The organism is Pseudomonas sp. R25(2017), from assembly GCF_002112565.1.
GTDB lineage: Bacteria > Pseudomonadota > Gammaproteobacteria > Pseudomonadales > Pseudomonadaceae > Aquipseudomonas > Aquipseudomonas ekonensis.
Window position 1 is genome coordinate 98,160 of sequence record NZ_NEHZ01000021.1, and the last position, 19,625, is coordinate 117,784.

The 19,625-nt window shown below is 64.4% G+C and carries 19 protein-coding genes; 5 read left to right on the forward strand and 14 right to left on the reverse strand.

The window, feature by feature from the left end; translation table 11 throughout:
- Positions 1–3 precede the first annotated feature (3 nt).
- Positions 4–816, forward strand: a complete 813-nt coding sequence (locus CAG31_RS24195) for a YfaP family protein (RefSeq protein ID WP_085585921.1) — start codon at positions 4–6, stop codon at positions 814–816.
- On the opposite strand, the gene CAG31_RS24200 is transcribed toward CAG31_RS24195, so the two are convergent.
- The 13 genes from CAG31_RS24200 to CAG31_RS24265 form a co-directional block, all read right to left on the reverse strand.
- Positions 803–1,978 carry a GGDEF domain-containing protein gene (locus CAG31_RS24200; RefSeq protein ID WP_085585923.1) on the reverse strand — a complete coding sequence of 392 codons (1,176 nt, stop codon included), beginning with the start codon at positions 1,976–1,978 and terminating at the stop codon, positions 803–805. The genes CAG31_RS24195 and CAG31_RS24200 overlap by 14 nt on opposite strands.
- Before the next feature lie 235 nt (positions 1,979–2,213).
- A complete protein-coding gene (locus tag CAG31_RS24205; RefSeq protein WP_085585925.1) occupies positions 2,214–3,299 on the reverse strand; it encodes a macro domain-containing protein in 1,086 nt (361 codons plus the stop codon).
- Entirely contained in the window at positions 3,296–3,940 is a 645-nt protein-coding gene (locus CAG31_RS24210) for a DUF4433 domain-containing protein (RefSeq protein WP_085585927.1), read from the reverse strand. The genes CAG31_RS24205 and CAG31_RS24210 overlap by 4 nt, the downstream gene beginning before the upstream one ends.
- Entirely contained in the window at positions 3,937–4,518 is a 582-nt protein-coding gene (locus tag CAG31_RS24215) for a DarT ssDNA thymidine ADP-ribosyltransferase family protein (RefSeq protein ID WP_085586014.1), read from the reverse strand. Before CAG31_RS24215 ends, CAG31_RS24210 begins: the two co-directional genes overlap by 4 nt.
- Positions 4,519–4,996: 478 nt before the next feature.
- Positions 4,997–5,740 (reverse strand): helix-turn-helix transcriptional regulator, encoded by a 744-nt coding sequence (locus CAG31_RS24225; RefSeq protein ID WP_085585931.1) that lies wholly within the window; start codon positions 5,738–5,740, stop codon positions 4,997–4,999.
- Positions 5,741–5,947: 207 nt separating this feature from the next.
- The gene (gene ppa, locus CAG31_RS24230; protein WP_085585933.1) at positions 5,948–6,475 is read right to left on the reverse strand and encodes an inorganic diphosphatase; all 528 of its coding nucleotides are present in this window, start codon (positions 6,473–6,475) and stop codon (positions 5,948–5,950) included.
- Between the two features lie 100 nt (positions 6,476–6,575).
- Complete coding sequence (locus CAG31_RS24235) at positions 6,576–7,388, reverse strand: zinc-dependent peptidase (protein WP_085585935.1); 813 nt, start codon at positions 7,386–7,388, stop codon at positions 6,576–6,578.
- A gap of 4 nt (positions 7,389–7,392) precedes the next feature.
- Positions 7,393–8,049 (reverse strand): DedA family protein, encoded by a 657-nt coding sequence (locus CAG31_RS24240; protein ID WP_085585937.1) that lies wholly within the window; start codon positions 8,047–8,049, stop codon positions 7,393–7,395.
- 256 nt (positions 8,050–8,305) lie between these two features.
- Positions 8,306–8,767 carry an N-acetyltransferase gene (locus tag CAG31_RS24245; protein ID WP_085585939.1) on the reverse strand — a complete coding sequence of 154 codons (462 nt, stop codon included), beginning with the start codon at positions 8,765–8,767 and terminating at the stop codon, positions 8,306–8,308.
- A 116-nt stretch (positions 8,768–8,883) separates the two neighbouring features.
- A complete protein-coding gene (gene eutC / locus CAG31_RS24250) occupies positions 8,884–9,708 on the reverse strand; it encodes an ethanolamine ammonia-lyase subunit EutC (RefSeq protein ID WP_085586016.1) in 825 nt (274 codons plus the stop codon).
- A 5-nt stretch (positions 9,709–9,713) separates the two neighbouring features.
- Complete coding sequence (locus CAG31_RS24255) at positions 9,714–11,108, reverse strand: ethanolamine ammonia-lyase subunit EutB (protein ID WP_085585941.1); 1,395 nt, start codon at positions 11,106–11,108, stop codon at positions 9,714–9,716.
- A gap of 106 nt (positions 11,109–11,214) precedes the next feature.
- Complete coding sequence (gene eat / locus CAG31_RS24260; RefSeq protein WP_085585943.1) at positions 11,215–12,585, reverse strand: ethanolamine permease; 1,371 nt, start codon at positions 12,583–12,585, stop codon at positions 11,215–11,217.
- Positions 12,586–12,787: 202 nt separating this feature from the next.
- A complete protein-coding gene (locus CAG31_RS24265) occupies positions 12,788–14,308 on the reverse strand; it encodes an aldehyde dehydrogenase family protein (protein WP_085585945.1) in 1,521 nt (506 codons plus the stop codon).
- Positions 14,309–14,636: 328 nt separating this feature from the next.
- Between CAG31_RS24265 and CAG31_RS24270 the strand changes: the two genes are divergently transcribed.
- The 4 genes from CAG31_RS24270 (at position 14,637) to CAG31_RS24285 (ending at position 18,902) form a co-directional block, all read left to right on the forward strand.
- Positions 14,637–16,553 (forward strand): sigma-54-dependent Fis family transcriptional regulator, encoded by a 1,917-nt coding sequence (locus tag CAG31_RS24270; protein WP_085585947.1) that lies wholly within the window; start codon positions 14,637–14,639, stop codon positions 16,551–16,553.
- Positions 16,554–16,646: 93 nt separating this feature from the next.
- Positions 16,647–17,996 carry a UDP-N-acetylmuramate:L-alanyl-gamma-D-glutamyl-meso-diaminopimelate ligase gene (mpl, locus tag CAG31_RS24275; protein WP_085585949.1) on the forward strand — a complete coding sequence of 450 codons (1,350 nt, stop codon included), beginning with the start codon at positions 16,647–16,649 and terminating at the stop codon, positions 17,994–17,996.
- Entirely contained in the window at positions 17,993–18,625 is a 633-nt protein-coding gene (gene ubiX, locus CAG31_RS24280; protein ID WP_085585951.1) for a flavin prenyltransferase UbiX, read from the forward strand. The genes mpl and ubiX overlap by 4 nt, the downstream gene beginning before the upstream one ends.
- Positions 18,618–18,902 (forward strand): YceK/YidQ family lipoprotein, encoded by a 285-nt coding sequence (locus tag CAG31_RS24285; RefSeq protein WP_085585953.1) that lies wholly within the window; start codon positions 18,618–18,620, stop codon positions 18,900–18,902. Before ubiX ends, CAG31_RS24285 begins: the two co-directional genes overlap by 8 nt.
- Positions 18,903–18,981: 79 nt before the next feature.
- Here the strand turns inward: CAG31_RS24285 and CAG31_RS24290 are convergent, their stop codons facing one another.
- A complete protein-coding gene (locus CAG31_RS24290; protein ID WP_085585955.1) occupies positions 18,982–19,623 on the reverse strand; it encodes an oxidoreductase in 642 nt (213 codons plus the stop codon).
- Positions 19,624–19,625: the final 2 nt, after the last annotated feature.

The following is a 19,625-nucleotide window of genomic DNA, read 5'->3' on the forward strand; positions in this document are numbered from 1 at the left end:
ACCATGACACTCCGTTATCCACAGGTCTTGCTGTTGCTCTGTGCTTTCGCCGCGCTGTCGCCGGCGACGGCCGCCGACGGCGTCAAACTCGACACCCCGGTCGGCGGCTGGCGCACCGGCGCGCCGGAGGGCGAAGGCGAAAGCTTCCGCCAGACCGTCAACTACCCGGCCTCGTCGGTCAACACCAAGGCCGGCCAAGCCAATACCGCGCGCATCAGCGGCCAGATCAAGGCAGCGCCCAAGGGCAACGCACCGGGACGGCTGATCGTCAACGGCGTCAGCATGCCGCTGAAGATCGATGACGCCGGCCGCTTCGACCGCCCGTTCTCCTTCCCCAACGGCAGCAACAGCGTCGAAGTCCGCAGCCCCGACGGTCAGCAGCGTCACCGCACCCAGTTCCTCAACGCCAGCGGCGGCGCCACCCCGGCCAAATTGCGCGTGCTGCTGGCCTGGGACAGCGACGGCACCGACCTCGACCTGCACCTCGTCACCCCCGACGGCGCCCACATCTGGTACGGCGACCGCACCGCCCCCAACGGCGCCGCCCTCGACGTCGACGTCACCACCGGCTACGGCCCGGAAATCTTCGCCATGCCCGCGCCGATCAAGGGCCAGTACCTGGTCTACGTGAACTACTACGGCGGTGGCTACCGCGGGGACGACGAAGGCGGCGACGAGGCGGTGCAGCCGCTGACTACGGCGCAGGTGACGGTGATCACCGAAGAAGGCACGCCGAGCGAGAAGATGGAGACGTTCGTGGTGCCGATGCGGGCGGTGGGGGAACTGACGCTGGTGAAGTCGTTCAGTTATCCGTGAGGCTCAGGTACAGCTGACGCAGGGTCTGCACGCGGTTGCGTCCCCGGTCCTTGGCGCCGTACAACGCTTCGTCGGCTTCCGAGAGCAGGCGTGACAGCTCATAACCCGACTCTCGTGTCGTAACGACACCGATGCTGACGCTGAGCAGCCCCGGTGCGGGCATGGGCAAGCGCGAGAAGGCCCGCCGCATGCGCTCCGCCACCTGCACGGCGGTCTGTTCGTCACAGGCGCCCAGCAGGCAGGCGAACTCCTCGCCACCGATCCGGCCGCAGACGTCTTGCTTGCGCAGGCTCTGGGCCATGACCTGGCTGAACGCAACCAGGGCCTGATCGCCTGCGGGGTGCCCATAGGTGTCGTTCAAGTTCTTGAAGTGATCCAGGTCGCAGAGCAGCAACGCCGCCGACTCTCCCCGCCGCTTGCTGTCGGCCAGCGTTTGCGCGGCGTGAAGCATGAAGGCGCGGCGGTTGCCGATGCCGGTCAGCGGGTCGGTCAATGCGGCGGCCCTGAACTTCAGTTCGGCGCGTTCCTTCACCATCGCCAGCGTCATGTAGCCGATGCCGATGACGTACAGCATCGACTCGAACAGCATGAAGGCGAAGAACTGTGCGCCGCTGACCGTGCCCGATGCGGCGTGATCCGGTTTCAGGCCTTGATCGGTGACGCTGCGCACGGCATAGAACACGGTGTGCAGCAGGATCAGCACCAAGGCCGGCATGAACGCGACCTCCAGGCGCTTGCGACCGCGCCAGAACTCCAGTGCCGTGAGCACACCGTAACCGACCGTCAGCAGCGAATACGCCGTCACCCGGGCCGACATGTTGCCGTAGAAGGTAGGGATCAGGCACAGGGTCAGCCAGATGACGGCCCCGGCCAACATGCCCGGCACCGAGGGAGAGCGGCCGACGAACACGCGGATCGCCGTCCAGTTCAGCGCCGCGCCGAGCAACAGGATCACGTTGCCGATCACGATCGGAATGAAGTCGATGCCGTGGTCGCGCCAGCTGACCAGCAACATGCCCAGGGTTGCCGACACCATCATGCCGCCCAGGTACGCCAGCGGCCGCTCGCGGGTTTCGCGATGCCAGGCATGGAGCGTCAACAGCCCCATCAAAAAGAACACGAAGACCGACACGGCCAGCAGGGTAGGGATGTGAAGCGCCATTCCTTGGGGTTCCCTAAGGGGCTCTGTACCGAAATCCGGTCGGTGGAGGGGGAGTCGTTGAGGTGTGCTGCAAGGGCGGGATTTAGCACCGAGGGGGGTGAGGTTGGCAAGGGGCGGGTTTGCAGGGATACGCACGGGCGAGACTTCAACATGTGCGGCAGGGTTGCTGCACATGTTGAAGTCTTCATCGTTGGAGGCGGGTAGTTTGGGGGGTTACCTGAGTTCGGTGAGTTGCTCAGGCCGCCAACTCGGGACGGAAACTACTGGAGGTCAGGCGTTTGAGTGCGATTTCAAGTGCCCGATCATTGAACAGTCTGTTCTTGCGGGTGGCAGCGCCGACGCCCCCGTCCCATTGCTGCAAAGCTTCGCGTACAGCCGCAACCGTCGGGGAAATGCCTTGCCGGCTCAAGAGCCAGTCCACTGTCGCCAGCAGTTCCATTCCAAATGGCGATTCAAAGCCGTCGATCAGTTCGGCGGTGCGTTCCAACGCCTGAGAGTACTCCTTGGCCTCAGTGTTGAGGTACGTCTGTAAAAAAGCTTTGCGTGTCTGGTCAAACCAGATCACGTCATCAATGCCGGCATCGCTGATGCGCTTTTCACAATGCAGGTAACTGCCGTCGAGATTGTCGAGCAGGTGTTCCAGCCGATTGGCGTATGGGCCGTATTTATGCGCGACAAACTTCAGGTTCAGCGGGTTCTCTGTCTCCGGAAGCTTATCGATGGCGCGTTCAAGGAACCATGCAAGTTTCTGAATCTCCAGCAGACTGCACTCCATGCCCAATACCCAGTAACGTCTCACCAGTTCGGCGATAAGGGCGCGGGCTGGCGTGAGCTTCTCCACACCGCTGCGTTTGGCGACATTCAGATACTGGTTGGAAGGCTCGAAGACCAATACGTCGGCATCCAGATCCCCTAGCACCTCAACAATTTGTTCGCGGACGTCAGGCCACTTCAATCCACCGTTGCCGGCCCCGAGGGGGGGAACCGCAACGGACTTCACGTCATTTTCAATCAGGAACCGACGCAAATCGTGTAGACCTTCCGTAATCCAGGCCATCTGCGACGGCGAGCGCCAATGGCGCTTGGTCGGGAAGTTGATGATCCAGCGAGGGCCGGCCAGTTCATTGGTGGCAGTCACGTACATCTTGCCGGTTTCTACTTCATTGGCCTTGCACGCGGCTGCATACAGACGATAGTTCTGCGCGAAGCGCTCCTTGAACATCAATGCGATGCCTTTGCCCATGACGCCCACGGTGTTCACCGTGTTGACGAGGGCTTCGGTCTTGGCTTCCAGCAGGTTGCCTTGGGTGAACCGGATCATTGGAAATACCAGTTGGAACGCGCATGGACAGGCAACGTCAGGCCTCTGGCGGTGACGTCTCGCTCAATGCGTACTTTTATTGCATCGGAGTGGCACATGATGCCCAGCAGTCCCGTAATCGGCAGGTGATGGTGGATCAGCGCTTCAGCCTGATACCGCTCCATTTTGCGAGGGTCATCAGGATCGCGCTTGAAGTCGCGCCGTTGAAGGATAGACCAATCGATCTGGCCAAGATTCGCCAGGTCGCAGTAATAGTCTGTCCAGCCCGGATAGGCGTGTGCGTTTGTGAAGACAAACGGCAGGCCAAGCTCCGTAACCCGATGCAGGCTGGACACCAGAATCACGATTTCGTCGTTATGACGCTGCTGAACGCCCCAGCCCGAGTGGATGTTCTGCATCATCACCGAGAAAGGGGTGAAATAGAAGGGCACGTAGTCGGCCAGCACTCCTCCCGGCGCGATAGGCACCTGACGAGTTCGGCGCTTGTCGATCAGATCGACGTTGCCGATGTTCACGTACTGCGGTGCCTGTGTTTGCGAGCTGGAGCAATGCAGACCGTTTTCCAGAATCCAGGGCAGGTTATCGCGATGGACGATACGCCAAATCAGAGCTTTCTCTGGATTCAGGCTGGTGTAGTTCATTGATAAAACATTCTCTGATTGACGCCGGTGAGTACATTAACACCGGCGGCCCGCATTTTAGCTGCGCAGAGCGCATCGACTTCGTCGTTGGGCGTGAAGATCTTGAAGAAGTCGGCGGGCTTCACGACCCCAGGGGCAAGACATTCGGCCATGCAGATGCTTTTACAATGCGAATCGTGATATTCGCGACTGCTCATGACATCCCAATCGATGCTCTCAAAGCCTTGGTCATAATCGAGCAAATCTATCGAGTCTCCCGCCAGTGGGTGACGAGGAATGATTTTCCAACCGTTTTTCTTTGCCGTGGATCGATAGACCGTGATCAGCACAAACTGGGTGAAAGGCCTGTCACGTTGCACACTCCCGTCGAAAGGGTTTCCAGCGAACCAGTGAAAGGGGACGTAGTGTTCCAACTGCAAGGCTTGTCGCTTCTTGAGGATGTCGGGATCTGCTACATCATTGAATCCCGAAAGGTTGGCGCGTGGTTTCAAGCCTTCCTTGAAAATGCCATCCAGGTTTTCAACTGAAGTGAGATGGTAGAGAAGTTTCTGTTCCTTGATGTTTCTGATTTCCGACATGGTGGTCTCCTTGACCTGCATATCATTGCAACTGGCTAGAGTCTGATCTGCCCCACGCAAAGGGTGACCCGCAATCCTTGGGGCCTTGAAAAACAGTGGAGTGATTCTAGAGTGCCATCTTTTCTGGCCGCAAGCGCTGCACCGGAAACTACAGGGCTTTTCTTTCAGGCATTAAAAAGCCGGCTTGTGGCCGGCTTCTCGGGGACTGGCTTGGCCTATTTTTGGTAAGCCGCGCCAGCCTTCAAAACGTACACCCGGATCTTGCGTCCGGCTGTGGGACTTGGTCAGACAGTGGTCTGCCGCGTCGGGCGTCATCCGGGCCGCTGGGCGGGCCGATGCGCTGAGGTGGGGCGCAGGATACTGAGTTTTGCGGGGGATTCCCAGCCCGGAGTGCGGAATAGAGCGATCCAATCGGGAGAAATCCGGCATTTGTACGGTTTTTCAGGGGCTCATTGCAGAGTAGACGGGTGCCCGGCGCTCAGAGGAACGGCACCACCGGCCGGCGCTTGTTCAGGGTCGACCACCAGAACACCCAGCCCAGCACGTGGATCCGCTGCTCTTCGATCTGGGCGGCGCGGAAGATTTCGTCCGGGTACTGGGCGCTGTTGTGGCTGCGCAGGCGCAGGGCGTTGCCGGGCATGCGGTGCAGGTACTTGATGCGCAGCATGCCGTCGTGCTCGATGGCGTAGATTTCGCCGTCCACCACCTGGGTGAGGCTGCGGTCGATGGCGAGGGCGGAGCCGTCTTCGATCTTTTCGGCCATGCTGTTGCCGATCATGTGGGCGCAGATGGCGTCGGTGTGCTTGATCTCCAGGGCGTCGAGGTGGCTGCGTGGCAGGCGGACGGTCTGGTCCGGGTCGCGGATGACGTGGGTCTTGCCGGAGCCGGCGGCGGTGGGGACTTCCTTGTAGAGAGGCAAGGCGATGTCCAGGTGATCGACCACGGCGTAGACGCCGCGCAGGGCCTGGGCGTCGAGGGCGTCGCCGGCGTCGGGCGAGCGCACGCGGGTGGAGTCCTTCGGGCCTTCGCCGGTCTTGAGCCAGTCGCTGTTGACCGACAGCAGGCGCGCGACTTCTTCCATGCGGTAGGCCGGTACGCCGCGGGTGTACCAGTTATGGATGTTTTGGGCTTCCGTGCCCCAGAACCTGGCGAATCCCGTGGTGGTGATGTTCGCAGCTTCCAGGAGTGCCTTGAATCGTGGACCGCTAGTGTTCTTTCTCATGAACACAGAGTCTACGGCCGTGCCAGAGCGGTTTGAATAAACCGGCCGTTCAAAATGGGCGGCAATTTAAGACCGGATGTAAGTTGCATTTTGGAAAGTTTAAACAGCCGGCAACCGTGGCGTCTCGTGTTAAACGCGCTGTTGAAAAGCCGGATCGACAGGCACAAAAAACCCCGGATCGACCGGGGTTTTCTTCAAGCGGTGCGCTTAGCCCTTGTAGGCGGCCACCGACTTGGTGATCGCGGCGCGGGCGGCATCGGCGCCGTCCCAGCCTTCGATCTTGACCCACTTGCCCTTCTCAAGATCCTTGTAGTTCGCGAAGAAGTGCTCGATCTGCTGGATCAGCAGCGGCGGCAGGTCGGTGTATTCCTTCACGTCAACGTACAGCTGGGACAGCTTGTCGTGAGGAACGGCAACGACCTTGGCGTCGCCGCCGCCGTCGTCGGTCATGTTCAGGATGCCGACCGGACGGGCGCGGATCACCGAACCTGGGGCGACCGGGTAAGGGGTCACGACCAGCACGTCCAGGGGATCGCCGTCGTCGGCCAGGGTGTTCGGGATGTAACCGTAGTTGGCCGGGTAGAACATCGGGGTGGCCATGAAACGGTCAACGAACAGGCAATCGCTGTCTTTGTCGATTTCGTATTTGATCGGCGCGTGGTTGGCCGGGATCTCGATCGCGACGTAGATGTCGTTCGGCAGGTCTTTGCCAGCCGGGATCTTGCTGTAGCTCATTGGGCGGTGCCCCCGTTAGTTGACCAAAAACACTTGGCCGGATTGACCAAAAAGTGGCGGCGATTATAGGCACATTCTGTTGCCGGTGCCACGTGCCGCCTCAGTCGTGAGCCTGATAGACCGGGTCGTGCGCCTGAAGTTGCCGCAGCCTGCCCAACGGATCCTGGCGGTAGAAAAGCCGCAACTGCGCGTACACCTGTGGATAACTCTCGTGCAGCAGGTCCGGGGCGCTGAAAAAGTACTCGCTGGTGACGGCAAAGAACTCGGCCGGGTTCTCGGCGGCGTAGGGGTCGATGGCGGTTTCGGCGTCGGGGTTGCGGTCGAGCTGGCGGTTGAGATCGTCGTAGGCCGCCTGCATGACCGTCGCCCAGTCCTTGACCCGCATGTCGGCGTGCAGCGGCGGCAGGCCGTTGGCGTCGCCGTTGAGCATGTCGAGCTTGTGCGCCAGTTCGTGGATGACCAGGTTGTAGCCTTCCCAGCCGCCGCTGGCCATCACGCCGGGCCAAGCCATGATCACCGGCCCGTGCTGCCAGGCTTCGCCGCTGTGCTCGGCGTCCCACTCGTGCTCCACGCCGGCGGCGTCGCGGTGGCGCTGGGGGCTGAGGAAGTCGTCGGGGTAGAGGATGATTTCGTGGAAGCCCCGGTACCAGTTCAGGTCGCCCAGGTGCAGCAGCGGCAACTGGGCCTGGACGGCGAGCAGCAGGCGCTGCTCCTGGTGCAGCTCGACGCCGGGCAGCGCGGTGAGGTGCTTGTCCTCAAGGAACAGCACGCTGGCCTCGCGCAGCCAGCGGTCTTCGTCGGCGCTGATGCCGTCGAGGAAGCTCAGCTGATGGCGCACCCGTTGCCAGAGGTCATCGGCAATCGGGTGCCTGGCCAGGATGCGCCGGCGTCGCCAGGCGCTCAGCGACCACACGGGATCAGCGCGAAGCGGCTTTGGAGCCGGCGCCGCCGAGGCGGCTGCGCACCACGCCGATGATCATCGGCACCAGCGACAGCAGGATGATGCCGACCACCAGCAACGACAGGTTCTTCTTGATGAACGGCACGTTGCCGAAGAAGTAGCCCAGGGTCACCAGGCCGCCGACCCACAGGACGGTGCCGAACACGCTGAACGCGAAGAAGCGCGGGTAAGGCATCTTCGCCACGCCGGCGACGAACGGCGCAAACGTGCGGATGATCGGCAGGAAGCGCGCCAGGGTCACGGTCTTGCCGCCGTGCTTGTCATAGAAGTCGTGGGTCTGCTGCAGGTAGTCCCGGCGGAAGATTTTCGAGTTCGGGTTGCTGAACAGCTTCTCGCCCGCCGTTCGTCCGATCACGTAGTTGGTGCTGTCGCCGAGGATCGCCGCCAGCATCAGCAGGCCGCCCAGCAGCACCGGATCCATGCCGCCGCCTGCCGCCACGGCGCCGGCGATGAACAGCAGGGAGTCGCCCGGCAGGAAAGGCATCACCACCAGGCCGGTCTCGCAGAAGATCACCATGAACAGGATGGCGTAGATCCAGGTGCCGTAGTTGGTCACCAGCATGTCGAGGTAGACGTCGAGATGCAGGATCAGGTCGATCGGGTTGAAATCCATGTGGGCACCTGTGGTGACGGCCCGACTCGGCAGGCCTGTGCGGATGACTTCGTGAAAGGCTACACGCAGGTGTAGTTTTTCTTACAAGCCGGAAAGGTCGGGATTATACGGTTTGAGACGTGAAAAGCGTGTTGGTTTTGTAGCGGGGAATGTCGCGGTGTGAGGAATTGTCAGTCTGGCGGGGCCGTGGCGAGGGAGCGCTTGAGCGGGCGCCGGCTCCCTCGCAAAAGGAGCCGGCTCCGTCATCGGTAGGCGTTCAAAGCTCGTCGCTGATCGGCAGCACGTAGTTCTTGAACTCGGTGTCTTCCTTGAAGCCGATGGACTCGTAGGTTTTCTGCGCCACTTCGTTGTTGCTGCTGGTGGACACGCGCATGCGCACGGCCTGGGTGTCCTTGGCCATTTTCTTGGCCGTGCGGATCAGGTTGTCGGCCACCAGTTGCCGGCGGGCGTCTTCGGCGACGTAGATGTCGTTGAGGATCCACACGCGCTTGAGCGACAGTGAGGAGAAGCTCGGGTAGAGCTGGCAGAAGCCCATCAGTTTGCGGTCGTCGTCATCGGCCAGGGCCAGGTAGATCACTGACTCCTTGCGCCGCAGGCGTTTTTCCAGGAACGCCCGGGACGAGTCCGGATAAGGCAGCGAGCCGTAGAACTCGCGGTATTTGACGAACAACGGGGTCAGCAGATCCAGGTGTTCGAGGGTCGCTTGGATAATCCGCATGGTAGGTCTCGTCCTTCAATTGGCTGTCTTCACGTGCGCTGACGGCAATGGGAAACCCGGGCGGCCGTGCGTCGATCCTGCCTCAAACCGACGCGCGAAGGCAATGCGGAAACGGTTCAGGCCGGGGGCGGATCCAGCAGGAAATTGCTTTTCATGTCTGTTCCGTCTTCCGACTCCAGTGTCTGAACCTGCGCTTCGTCCTTCAGGTTCACGCCCGACAGCTGCCGCCGGCAGGCTTCGCGCATCAGGTACAGCAAACGGTGGGCCGCCATGCCGTAGCTCAAGCCCTCCAGCCGCACGTTGGAGATGCAGTTGCGGTAGGCATCGGTGAGGCCGACCTTAGGATTGTAGGTGAAATATAAACCCAGGCTGTCCGGCGAACTGAGGCCCGGGCGCTCTCCGATCAGCATCACCACCATTTTGGCGCCCAGCAGTTGGCCGATCTCGTCGCCGATGGCCACGCGGCCCTGTTCCACCAGGATCACCGGCGCGCATGACCATCCGTCGGCGCCCATCTGCTCTTCCAGGCGCGTGAGGAACGGCACGGTGTGGCGATGGACGGCCAGCGCCGAGAGGCCGTCGGCCACGACGATGGCCAGGTCGACGCCGCCGGGATGGGCGGCGGCGTATTCGCGCAGGGCCTGCGCCGACGGTTCGCTGAGCCTGCGCCCAAGGTCCGGGCGTTGCAGGTAGCTGTTGCGGTCGCTCGCGGCGCTGTGCAGCAGCAGGCTGTCGCGCCCGCGTCCGTTCAGTTGCCCGGCGAGCCCGGCGTGGTCGAACGGCAGGTGCACCGCGTCCCGGGCCTGGGCGTGGGCGTACTGGAAGTCCAGCTGCGCGCGGGTCGGCAGGCTGGTGCCGGTGCGGCCCAGGGCGATGCGTGCAGGGGTCAGGTTGCGCAGGGCCAGCCAGGGGTTTTGCGGATCGACGGGCGGTTTTTCCATGAGGCTCATCCCAGTTGCGCCAGCGCCTGGCGGAAGGCCGGCGGCAGTTGGTTGCCGAAGCGGACCGTGCCGTCCGCCTGGGTGAAGATGCCCATGTTCGCCAGCCACCGCTCGAACTCCGGCGCCGGCTTCAGGCCCAGGGTCTGGCGGGCGTAGAGGGCGTCGTGGAAGGAGGTGGTCTGGTAATTGAGCATGATGTCGTCGGAGCCGGGGATGCCCATGATGAAGTTGATCCCGGCCACGCCCAGCAGGGTCAGCAGGGTGTCCATGTCGTCCTGGTCGGCTTCGGCGTGGTTGGTGTAGCAGATGTCGCAGCCCATCGGCACGCCCAAAAGCTTGCCGCAGAAGTGGTCTTCGAGGCCGGCGCGGATGATCTGCTTGCCGTTGTAGAGGTACTCCGGGCCGATGAAGCCGACGACGGTGTTCACCAGGAACGGCTTGAAGTGCCGCGCCACGGCGTAGGCCCGGGTCTCGCAGGTCTGCTGGTCGACGCCGTGGTGGGCGTTGGCCGACAGCGCGCTGCCTTGGCCTGTCTCGAAATACATCAGGTTCTGCCCCAGGGTGCCGCGGTTCAGGCTCAAGCCTGCTTCGTAGCCTTCCTGCAGCACATTGAGGTTGATGCCGAAGCTGGCGTTGGCCGCTTCGGTGCCGGCGATGGACTGGAACACCAGATCCAGCGGCACGCCCCGGTTGATCGCCTCGATGGAGGTGGTGACGTGGGTCAGCACGCAGGCCTGCGTGGGGATGTCGTAGCGCTGGATGATGGCGTCGAGCATCTCCAGCATCGCGCAGATCGAGGCGATGCTGTCGGTGGCCGGGTTGATGCCGATCATGGCGTCGCCGTTGCCGTACAGCAGGCCGTCGAGGATGCTCGCGGCGATCCCGGCGGGCTCGTCCGTCGGGTGGTTCGGCTGCAGGCGCGTGGACAGGCGTCCGCGCAGGCCCAGGGTGCCGCGGAACTTCGTGACCACGCGGATCTTCTGCGCCACCAGCACCAGGTCCTGCACGCGCATGATCTTCGACACGGCGGCGGCCATCTCCGGGGTCAGGCCGGGGGCGAGGGCGCGCAGGCTGGCTTCGTCGGCGGCTTCGCTGAGCAGCCAGTCGCGAAAGCCGCCGACGGTGAGGTGGCTGACGGCGGCGAAGGCCTGTCGGTCGTGGCTGTCGATGATCAGCCGGGTGACTTCGTCGGACTCGTAAGGGATCAGCGCTTCCTGGAGGAAGTGCGTGAGCGGGATGTCGGCCAGCGCCATCTGCGCGGCCACCCGTTCGCCGTCGTTGAGCGCGGCGACCCCGGCCAGGAAGTCGCCGGAGCGGGCGGGGCTGGCCTTGGCCATCACCTCCTTGAGGCTGTCGAAGCGGTAGGTCTGGGCGCCGACGGTATGGGCGAATGCGGCCATGGGGCGCGTTCCTCCTGAATCTGTGGATGACTCTGTTCCCTGCGGGAGGGACTGCATGCACTTCTATAAGGCAGACACCGGGCGCGCGGCCCGGTGCCGGTGCATCTCATACACCTTCGAGCATAGCGTCCGCCGGCGCTTCGGAACGTTGCTTGGCGGTCAGTTGGAAGTACAGGTAGCCGGCGGCCATGAACCCGAGGAACACGCAGCCGATCAGGGCGTTGAACCATGCCATTGCCACCAGGCACACCACCGCCAGGAACAGCGCGATGGCCGGCACCACCGGATAGCCCGGCGCGCGGAAGGTGCGCTCCAGGTTCGGTTCGGTGCGGCGCAGCTTGAACAGGCTGAGCATGCTGATGATGTACATCACGATGGCGCCGAACACCGACATGGTGATCATCGCCGCCGTCAGGCTCATGCCTTGCAGGTTGACCAGGCCGTCGCTGTAGATCGCGGCGATGCCGATGACGCCGCCGGCGATGATCGCCCGGTGCGGGGTCTGGAAGCGCGACAGCTTGGCCAGCCCCTTGGGCAGGTAGCCGGCGCGGGCGAGGGCGAAGAACTGGCGCGAGTAGCCGAGGATGATACCGTGGAAGCTCGCCACCAGGCCGAACAGGCCGATCCACACCAGCATGTGCATCCAGGTCGAGTTGTTGCCCACCACCGCCTTCATCGCCTGAGGCAGCGGGTCGTTGATGTTCGACAGCTGGCGCCAGTCGCCGACGCCGCCGGCCATCACCATCACGCCGATGGCGAGGAACACCAGGGTCAGGATCCCGCTGACGTAGGCCCGCGGAATCGTGCGTTTGGGGTCCTTGGCTTCCTCGGCCGCCATGGCCGCGCCTTCGATGGCGAGGAAGAACCAGATCGCGAACGGGATGGCGGCGAAGATCCCCGGCACCGAGGCCAGGCTGAACTCGTTGGCGCCGGACCAGCCGTTGAGCACGAAGTTGCTGAAGCTGAAGCCCGGCGCGACCACGCCCATGAACACCAGCAGCTCGGCCACCGCCAGCACGGTGACCACCAGCTCGAAGGTGGCGGCGATGCTGACGCCGAGGATGTTCAGGGTCATGAACACGAAGTACGCGCCGACCGCCGCGACTTTCGGGTCGAGCCCCGGGTACTGCACGTTGAGGTAGGCGCCGATGGCCATGGCGATGGCCGGCGGGGCGAACACGAATTCGATCAGGGTGGCGATCCCGGCGATCAGCCCGCCTTTCTCGCCGAAGGCCCGGCGGCTGTAGGCGAACGGCCCGCCCGCGTGGGGGATGGCGGTGGTCAGCTCGGTGAAGCTGAAGATGAAGCAGGTGTACATGGTCGCGACCATCAGGGCCGTGACCAGAAAGCCCAGGGTGCCGGCGGTGCCCCAGCCGTAGCTCCAGCCGAAGTACTCGCCGGAAATCACCAGGCCGACGGCGATGCCCCACAGGTGCAGGGTGCCGAGGGTGGGTTTGAGCTGTGTGGTGGAAGTCATAAGTCCTCTCTTCACTCTTTTTATTGTTCGGTCTGTTGGACTTTCAGGTGTGGCGCATGCAGGGCGGATCCTGGATGACGGGTACGCAAGGGCCGTGCCAGAGCGGCCAGGCCTTGGGTGGTGGTCATTCAGGGCGCCTCGCGGGCGTGCCCGCGAGGCGGTCGGGAAGGCGGCACCGGGGTTGCGGCGCCGCCCCGGTTCTTTAGAAGAAGCCCAGCGGATTGATGTCGTAGCTGACCAGCAGGTTCTTGGTCTGCTGGTAGTGGTCGAGCATCATCTTGTGGGTCTCACGGCCGACGCCGGACTTCTTGTACCCGCCGAACGCGGCGTGCGCCGGGTACAGGTGGTAGCAGTTGGTCCATACGCGGCCGGCCTTGATGCCGCGGCCCATGCGGTAGGCGCGGTTGATGTCGCGGGTCCAGACGCCGGCGCCGAGGCCGAACTCGGTGTCGTTGGCGATCGCCAGGGCTTCGGCTTCGTCCTTGAAGGTGGTGATGCTCACCACCGGGCCGAAGATTTCCTCCTGGAACACGCGCATCTTGTTGGTGCCCTTTAGCAGGGTCGGCTGGATGTAGTAGCCGGTCGACAGGCTGCCGTCGAGTTTTTCCACCTTGCCGCCGGTGAGCAGCTCGGCGCCTTCCTTCTCGGCGATCTCAAGGTAGGAGAGGATCTTGTCGAACTGTTGCTCGGACGCCTGGGCGCCGACCATGGTGTCGGTGTCCAGCGGGTCGCCGCGCTTGATCTGCTTGATCTTCTTCATCACCTCTTGCATGAACGCCGGGTAGATCGACTCCTGCACCAGGGCGCGGGAGGGGCAGGTGCAGACCTCGCCCTGGTTGAAGAACGCCAGCACCAGGCCTTCGGCGGCCTTCTCGATGAAGCTTTGCTCGGCCTGCATGATGTCTTCGAAGAAGATGTTCGGCGACTTGCCGCCCAGCTCCACGGTGGACGGAATGATGTTCTCGGCGGCGCACTTCATGATGTGCGAGCCGACCGGGGTCGAGCCGGTGAAGGCGATCTTGGCGATGCGCTTGCTGGTGGCCAGGGCTTCGCCGGCCTCTTTGCCGAACCCTTGCACCACGTTGAGCACGCCCGGCGGCAGCAGGTCGCCGATCAGTTCCATCAGCACGCTGATGCCCAGCGGCGTCTGCTCGGCAGGCTTGAGCACCACGCAGTTGCCGGCGGCCAGGGCCGGGGCGAGTTTCCAGGCGGCCATCAGCAGCGGGAAGTTCCACGGGATGATCTGGCCGACCACGCCCAGCGGCTCATGGATGTGATAGGCCACGGTGTTGCCGTCGATCTCGGCGGCGCTGCCTTCCTGGGCGCGCAGGCACCCGGCGAAGTAGCGGAAGTGGTCGGCGGCCAGCGGGATGTCGGCGTTGAGGGTCTCGCGGATGGCCTTGCCGTTGTCCCAGGTCTCGGTGATCGCCAGCAGTTCGAGGTTCTGTTCGATGCGGTCGGCGATCTTCAGCAGGATCAGCGAACGGGCCTGCGCCGAGGTGGCGCCCCAGGCATCGGCGGCGGCGTGGGCGGCGTCCAGGGCCTTGTCGATGTCTTCGGCGGTGGAACGCGGGAATTCGGCGATCGGTTGGCCGTTGACCGGCGAGGTGTTGGTGAAATACAGGCCTTTGACAGGCGCGACGAACTCGCCGCCGATGTAGTTTCCGTACTTGCTCTTGAACGAGACCTTGGCGCCTTCAGTACCCGGGTGAGCGTAACGCATGATGGTTTCTCCTTGCTTTTGTATTTGTCGGGAGGCGCATGTGCGCTTGCTTTAAGCGTAGAGCAAAGGTCGGGCCAGCGCCGTGCAAGTCAGGCAAATCAAGGTCTTGCGCCGGTTTTGCCGGACAGGCGGCCGGCGCTTGTGGCGATTGCGGTACAGGTGGCGTGACAGTTTGTACCGCCTGCGGCACAACCTGTGACCGGGCGGTTCCGCCAGCATTGCAAAGCGCCGGTGGCTGGAGGATGCTGGGCCTCGAATCGCCATGCAGGTCACTCTGCGATGAGGGTGCAAGCGCCTTCGCCGCAAGCCGCGGGGAGAACAATAAGAAATGCACGACAACCATCTGAGCCGCCACGTCCGGCAGGTGCTCACCGTCACCCAGGGCAAGCCGCGCCTGCACGGGCCGGGCGCCGATCCGTCGATCGCCCGTTCGTGGCTGCGTTGCCTTGAGGACTACCACCTCGATCCGGCCCTGGCCATGGCGCCGACCGTGCTTGAGCACGGTCGCGTCCTCGAAAGCCGCGAACGCCTGCAGCAGGTGCTGCAGATCGCCGGCAACGAAATGAGCAGCCTGCACCAGCAACTGTCCGGCGCCGGCCATGCGGTGCTGCTGACCGACGCCCGCGGGGTGATCCTCAACTGCGTCACCGACCCGGCCGAACGCAAGAGCTTCGAACGCGCCGGGCTCTGGCTCGGCGCCGACTGGAGCGAAGCCTGCGAAGGCACCAACGGCATCGGCACTTGCCTTGTGGAGCGCCAGGCGTTGACCATTCACCAGGGCGAACACTTTCGCGGCCAGCACACCGGCCTGACCTGTTCCGCCAGCCCGGTGTTCGACCCCCACGGCGAGCTGCTGGCGGTGCTCGACGTGTCGTCGGCCCGGCCGGACGTCTCGCGCCAGAGCCAGTTCCACACCATGGCGCTGGTCAACCTGTCGGCGAAGATGATCGAGAGCTGCTATTTCCTGCGCTGCTTCGACAATCAATGGCTGCTGCGCTTTCACTTGCAGGCCGAATCCGTCGGCCTGTTCAGCGAAGGTCTGCTGGCGTTCGACGGGGAAGGGCGGATCAGCGCGGTCAACCAGAGCGCGTTGAACCTGCTCGGGCACATCCGTGGCGGTCTGCTCGGCCAGCCGGTGGAGGCGTTCTTCGACTGTTCGCTGGATGAGCTGCTGGGCCGGGCCAGCGCCCACGCGAGCGCCAGTTGGCCGCTGCGCACCCGCGACGGGCGCCCTCTGTTCGCGGTGCTGCGGGGCGAGTCGCGCAGGCCGCTACCGGCCGTGCCGGCTCCGGTCAAGCCGCCGGCGCCGAGCCTGCCGGGCATTTGCCTGGGCGATGCCGGACTGCAAGCGGACTTTCGCAAGGCGTTGCGCGTCTTCGAGCGCGACGTGCCGCTGCTGATCAACGGCGAGACCGGTTCCGGCAAGGAGGCCGTGGCCAAGGCCGTGCACCTGGCCAGCCAGCGCGGCGCCAAGGCCTTCGTCGCCCTCAACTGCGCGGCGATCCCCGAAAGCCTGATCGAGAGCGAACTGTTCGGCTACCGCGGCGGCAGTTTCACCGGCGCCCGCAAGGAAGGCATGCGCGGCAAGCTGCAGCAGGCCGACGGCGGCACGCTGTTCCTGGACGAGATCGGCGACATGCCGCTGGCCTTGCAGACCCGCCTGCTGCGGGTGCTGGAGGACCGCCAGGTGGTGCCGATCGGCGGCGAGGCCGAGGCGGTCGATGTGCGGATCATCAGCGCCACCCACCGCAACCTGCTGGAGCGGGTCAAGGACGGCGGCTTTCGCGAGGACCTGTATTACCGGCTCAACGGTCTGGAGGTGACGTTGCCGGCATTGCGCGAGCGCAGCGACAAACCGCAGTTGCTGGACTTCCTGCTGGCCGAAGAGGCGGGCGGGGAGTCGGTCGTGATCGAAGAGGCGGCGCGTCAGGCGCTGCTGGCGTTCAACTGGCCGGGGAACGTGCGGCAACTGCGCAATGTGCTGCGCACCCTGGCGGCGTTGTGCGAGGACGGGCGGATCAGGCTGGACGACCTGCCGGCGATGATCCGCCAGGCGCGGCCTGCGGCGGTGCAACCGGTCGAGGCATTGTCCGGGCATCCGCTGGACGACGCGGAGCGGGTGGCCTTGCTCAGTGCGCTGGAGCAGACGCGCTGGCACATGACGCATGCGGCGCAGCAGCTGGGCATCAGCCGCAACACCCTGTACAGGAAAATGCGCAAGCACGGCATTGCCCGTTCCGCCTGACCGGTGGCGAGGGAGCGTGCTCCCCGCCACAAACACAAGGTGCCATTTGCCCCACCCTGCGCTACCCTGCGGCCATGTTTTACGAGGTCGACTATGCACATTCATATTCTGGGTATCTGCGGGACTTTCATGGGCTCGATGGCGGTTCTGGCCAAAGAGCTGGGCCATCACGTCACCGGCTCCGACGCCAACGTCTATCCGCCGATGAGCACGCAGCTCGAGGCCCAGGGCATTGAGCTGACCCAGGGCTACGACCCGGCGCAGCTCGATCCGGCGCCGGACCTGGTGGTGATCGGCAACGCCATGTCCCGTGGCAATCCGGCCGTGGAATATGTGCTGAACAAGGGCCTGCCGTATGTCTCCGGCCCGCAGTGGCTGGCCGACCACGTCCTCCAGGGCCGCTGGGTGCTGGCCGTCGCCGGCACCCACGGCAAGACCACCACCAGCAGCATGCTCGCCTGGGTGCTGGAGCACGCGGGCATGAGCCCGGGCTTCCTGATCGGCGGCGTGCCGCAGAACTTCTCGGTGTCCGCGCGGCTGGGCGGCACGCCGTTCTTCGTGATCGAGGCCGACGAGTACGACAGCGCCTTCTTCGACAAGCGCTCCAAGTTCGTCCACTACCGTCCGCGCACCGCGATCCTCAACAACCTTGAGTTCGATCACGCCGACATCTTCCCTGACCTGGCGGCCATCGAGCGGCAGTTCCACCACTTGGTTCGCACCATCCCGAGCGAAGGCCTGGTGATCCACCCGACCACCGAGCCTGCGTTGCAGCGGGTGATCGAGATGGGTTGCTGGACGCCGGTGCAGACCACCGGCGCCGGCGGCCAGTGGCAGGTCAAGCTGCTCAAGGACGACGGTTCGGCGTTCGAAGTGATGTTCGACGGCCAGTCCCAAGGCGTGGTCGAGTGGGAGCTGACCGGTCAGCACAACGTCGCCAACGCCCTGGCGACCCTCGCCGCCGCCCGCCATGTCGGCGTGGTGCCGTCGATGGCCATCGCCGGCCTGAGCGCGTTCAAGAGCGTCAAGCGCCGGATGGAGAAGGTCGCCGAGGTGCGCGGCATCACCATCTACGATGACTTCGCCCACCATCCGACCGCCATCGCCACCACCCTCGACGGCCTGCGCAAGCGCATCGGCGACGCGCCGCTGATCGCGATCATCGAACCGCGCTCCAACTCCATGAAGCTGGGCGCGCACCGCGACGGCCTGCCGGACAGCGTGACCGATGCCGACCAGGTGATCTGGTACGCGCCGGCCAACCTGGGCTGGGACCTGGCGGCCACGGCGGCGCAATGTTCGGTGCCGTCGGTCGTCAGCGATTCGCTGGAAGGCATCATCGAGCGTGTGAAGAGCCAGGCCCAGCCCGGCACCCACGTGGTCATCATGAGCAACGGCGGCTTCGGCGGCCTGCACGGCAAACTGGCCGAGGCGCTGAAATGAACAACGGCCCGGAACGCATCACCCTGGCGATGACCGGCGCGTCCGGCGCCCAGTACGGCCTGCGCCTGCTGGACTGCCTGGTGCGCGAGGACCGCGAGGTGCACTTCCTGATCTCCAAGGCCGCGCAACTGGTGATGGCCACCGAGACCGATGTGTCGCTGCCGGCCAAGCCGCAGATGATGCAGGCGTTCCTCACCGAGTACACCGGTGCCGCCGACGGGCAGATCCGCGTGTACGGCAAGGAAGACTGGATGTCGCCGGTGGCCTCGGGCTCCGGCGCGCCGGCGGCGATGGTGGTGGTGCCGTGCTCCACGGGCACCCTGTCGGCCATCGCCACCGGGGCCTGCAACAACCTGATCGAACGGGCGGCGGACGTGACCCTCAAGGAACGCCGCCAACTGATCCTGGTGCCGCGCGAAGCGCCTTATTCGAGCATTCACCTGGAACACATGCTCAAGCTGTCGAACATGGGCGTGACCATCCTGCCGGCCTCGCCGGGTTTCTATCACCAGCCGCAGACCATCGACGACCTGATCGACTTCGTGGTGGCGCGCATCCTCAACCTGCTGGGCATTCCCCAGGACATGCTGCCGCGCTGGGGCGAACATCACCTGAGCAGCGATGAATAAGCTGCTGGCGGTTCTGTTGGCATTGCAGCTGACCGGCTGCGCCACCGCACGCACCCTGGACGCGGCCAAGCCGGGGGCGCCGGTGGTGTACGCCGGCACGCGGCTGGATCTGTATGCGATCAATGGCGGGTGCTGCGCGAAGGATCGGTTCGGGGCGGAGGCGCCGGGGTATCCCCAGGTGGACCTGCCGGCCAGCGCATTGCTCGACACGCTGTTGCTGCCGTTGTCGTTGCTGACGGTGATCGGCGTCGGGTTTCAGGCGACCGGGGGGCTGTAAGGCAGCGCTGCGCGCTCCATTCGCGGCTCCCCAGTGGGAGCCAGCCTGCTGGCGATGGCGTCCTCACGGACGCCGCCAATCACTTGCCGAGCTTTCTCAGCTCATCCGACTCGACCACCCGCACCCCGTCCTGTTCCTCCAGCGCCAGCCGCCACATCGCCCGGGCCAGTTGGCAGGCTTCGATGCCGCGGTACTTGCCGGGGATCAGTTTCGACAACGGCCCGGCGAGCTGCTCGCCCAGGCGCGGCTCGCTGCGGTCGCCCAGCAGCAGCGACGGCCGGCAGATGGTCAGTTGCGGCCAGTTCTGGGCGCGCAAGGCGTACTCCATCTCGCCCTTGACCCGGTTGTAGAAAATCGAGGATCTGCGGTCGGCCCCCAGCGCGCTGATCACGATCAGGTGCCGTGCGCCCATTTCCCGGGCACGTTTGGCGAAGGCCACGACCATGTCCAGGTCCACCGCGCGGAACGCCTCTTCGGAGCCGGCCTGCTTGATGGTGGTGCCCAGGCAGCAGTAGGCGATGTCGACCCGCCCGGAGAGCTGCGGCAGGAACGCCTGGGGATCACCGACGGGGTTTTCCAGGTGAGGATGCTCGGCCAGCGGCCGGCGTGAAGGGGCGAGCACTCGGGTGATCGTCGGCTCGTTGAGCAGGCGGTCGAGCAGATGTTCACCGGTCAACCCGGTGGCTCCGGCAAGCAAGACATGCTGAGGCGTCAAGTACATAG

Coding starts and splice junctions, on each gene's coding strand:
- CAG31_RS24195 (WP_085585921.1), top strand. CDS start 4: ATGACACTCCGTTATCCACAGGTCTTGCTGTTGCTCTGTGCTTTCGCC.
- CAG31_RS24200 (WP_085585923.1), bottom strand. CDS start 1,978: ATGGCGCTTCACATCCCTACCCTGCTGGCCGTGTCGGTCTTCGTGTTC.
- CAG31_RS24205 (WP_085585925.1), bottom strand. CDS start 3,299: ATGATCCGGTTCACCCAAGGCAACCTGCTGGAAGCCAAGACCGAAGCC.
- CAG31_RS24210 (WP_085585927.1), bottom strand. CDS start 3,940: ATGAACTACACCAGCCTGAATCCAGAGAAAGCTCTGATTTGGCGTATC.
- CAG31_RS24215 (WP_085586014.1), bottom strand. CDS start 4,518: ATGTCGGAAATCAGAAACATCAAGGAACAGAAACTTCTCTACCATCTC.
- CAG31_RS24225 (WP_085585931.1), bottom strand. CDS start 5,740: ATGAGAAAGAACACTAGCGGTCCACGATTCAAGGCACTCCTGGAAGCT.
- ppa (WP_085585933.1), bottom strand. CDS start 6,475: ATGAGCTACAGCAAGATCCCGGCTGGCAAAGACCTGCCGAACGACATC.
- CAG31_RS24240 (WP_085585937.1), bottom strand. CDS start 8,049: ATGGATTTCAACCCGATCGACCTGATCCTGCATCTCGACGTCTACCTC.
- CAG31_RS24245 (WP_085585939.1), bottom strand. CDS start 8,767: ATGCGGATTATCCAAGCGACCCTCGAACACCTGGATCTGCTGACCCCG.
- eutC (WP_085586016.1), bottom strand. CDS start 9,708: ATGGAAAAACCGCCCGTCGATCCGCAAAACCCCTGGCTGGCCCTGCGC.
- CAG31_RS24255 (WP_085585941.1), bottom strand. CDS start 11,108: ATGGCCGCATTCGCCCATACCGTCGGCGCCCAGACCTACCGCTTCGAC.
- eat (WP_085585943.1), bottom strand. CDS start 12,585: ATGACTTCCACCACACAGCTCAAACCCACCCTCGGCACCCTGCACCTG.
- CAG31_RS24265 (WP_085585945.1), bottom strand. CDS start 14,308: ATGCGTTACGCTCACCCGGGTACTGAAGGCGCCAAGGTCTCGTTCAAG.
- CAG31_RS24270 (WP_085585947.1), top strand. CDS start 14,637: ATGCACGACAACCATCTGAGCCGCCACGTCCGGCAGGTGCTCACCGTC.
- mpl (WP_085585949.1), top strand. CDS start 16,647: ATGCACATTCATATTCTGGGTATCTGCGGGACTTTCATGGGCTCGATG.
- ubiX (WP_085585951.1), top strand. CDS start 17,993: ATGAACAACGGCCCGGAACGCATCACCCTGGCGATGACCGGCGCGTCC.
- CAG31_RS24285 (WP_085585953.1), top strand. CDS start 18,618: ATGAATAAGCTGCTGGCGGTTCTGTTGGCATTGCAGCTGACCGGCTGC.
- CAG31_RS24290 (WP_085585955.1), bottom strand. CDS start 19,623: ATGTACTTGACGCCTCAGCATGTCTTGCTTGCCGGAGCCACCGGGTTG.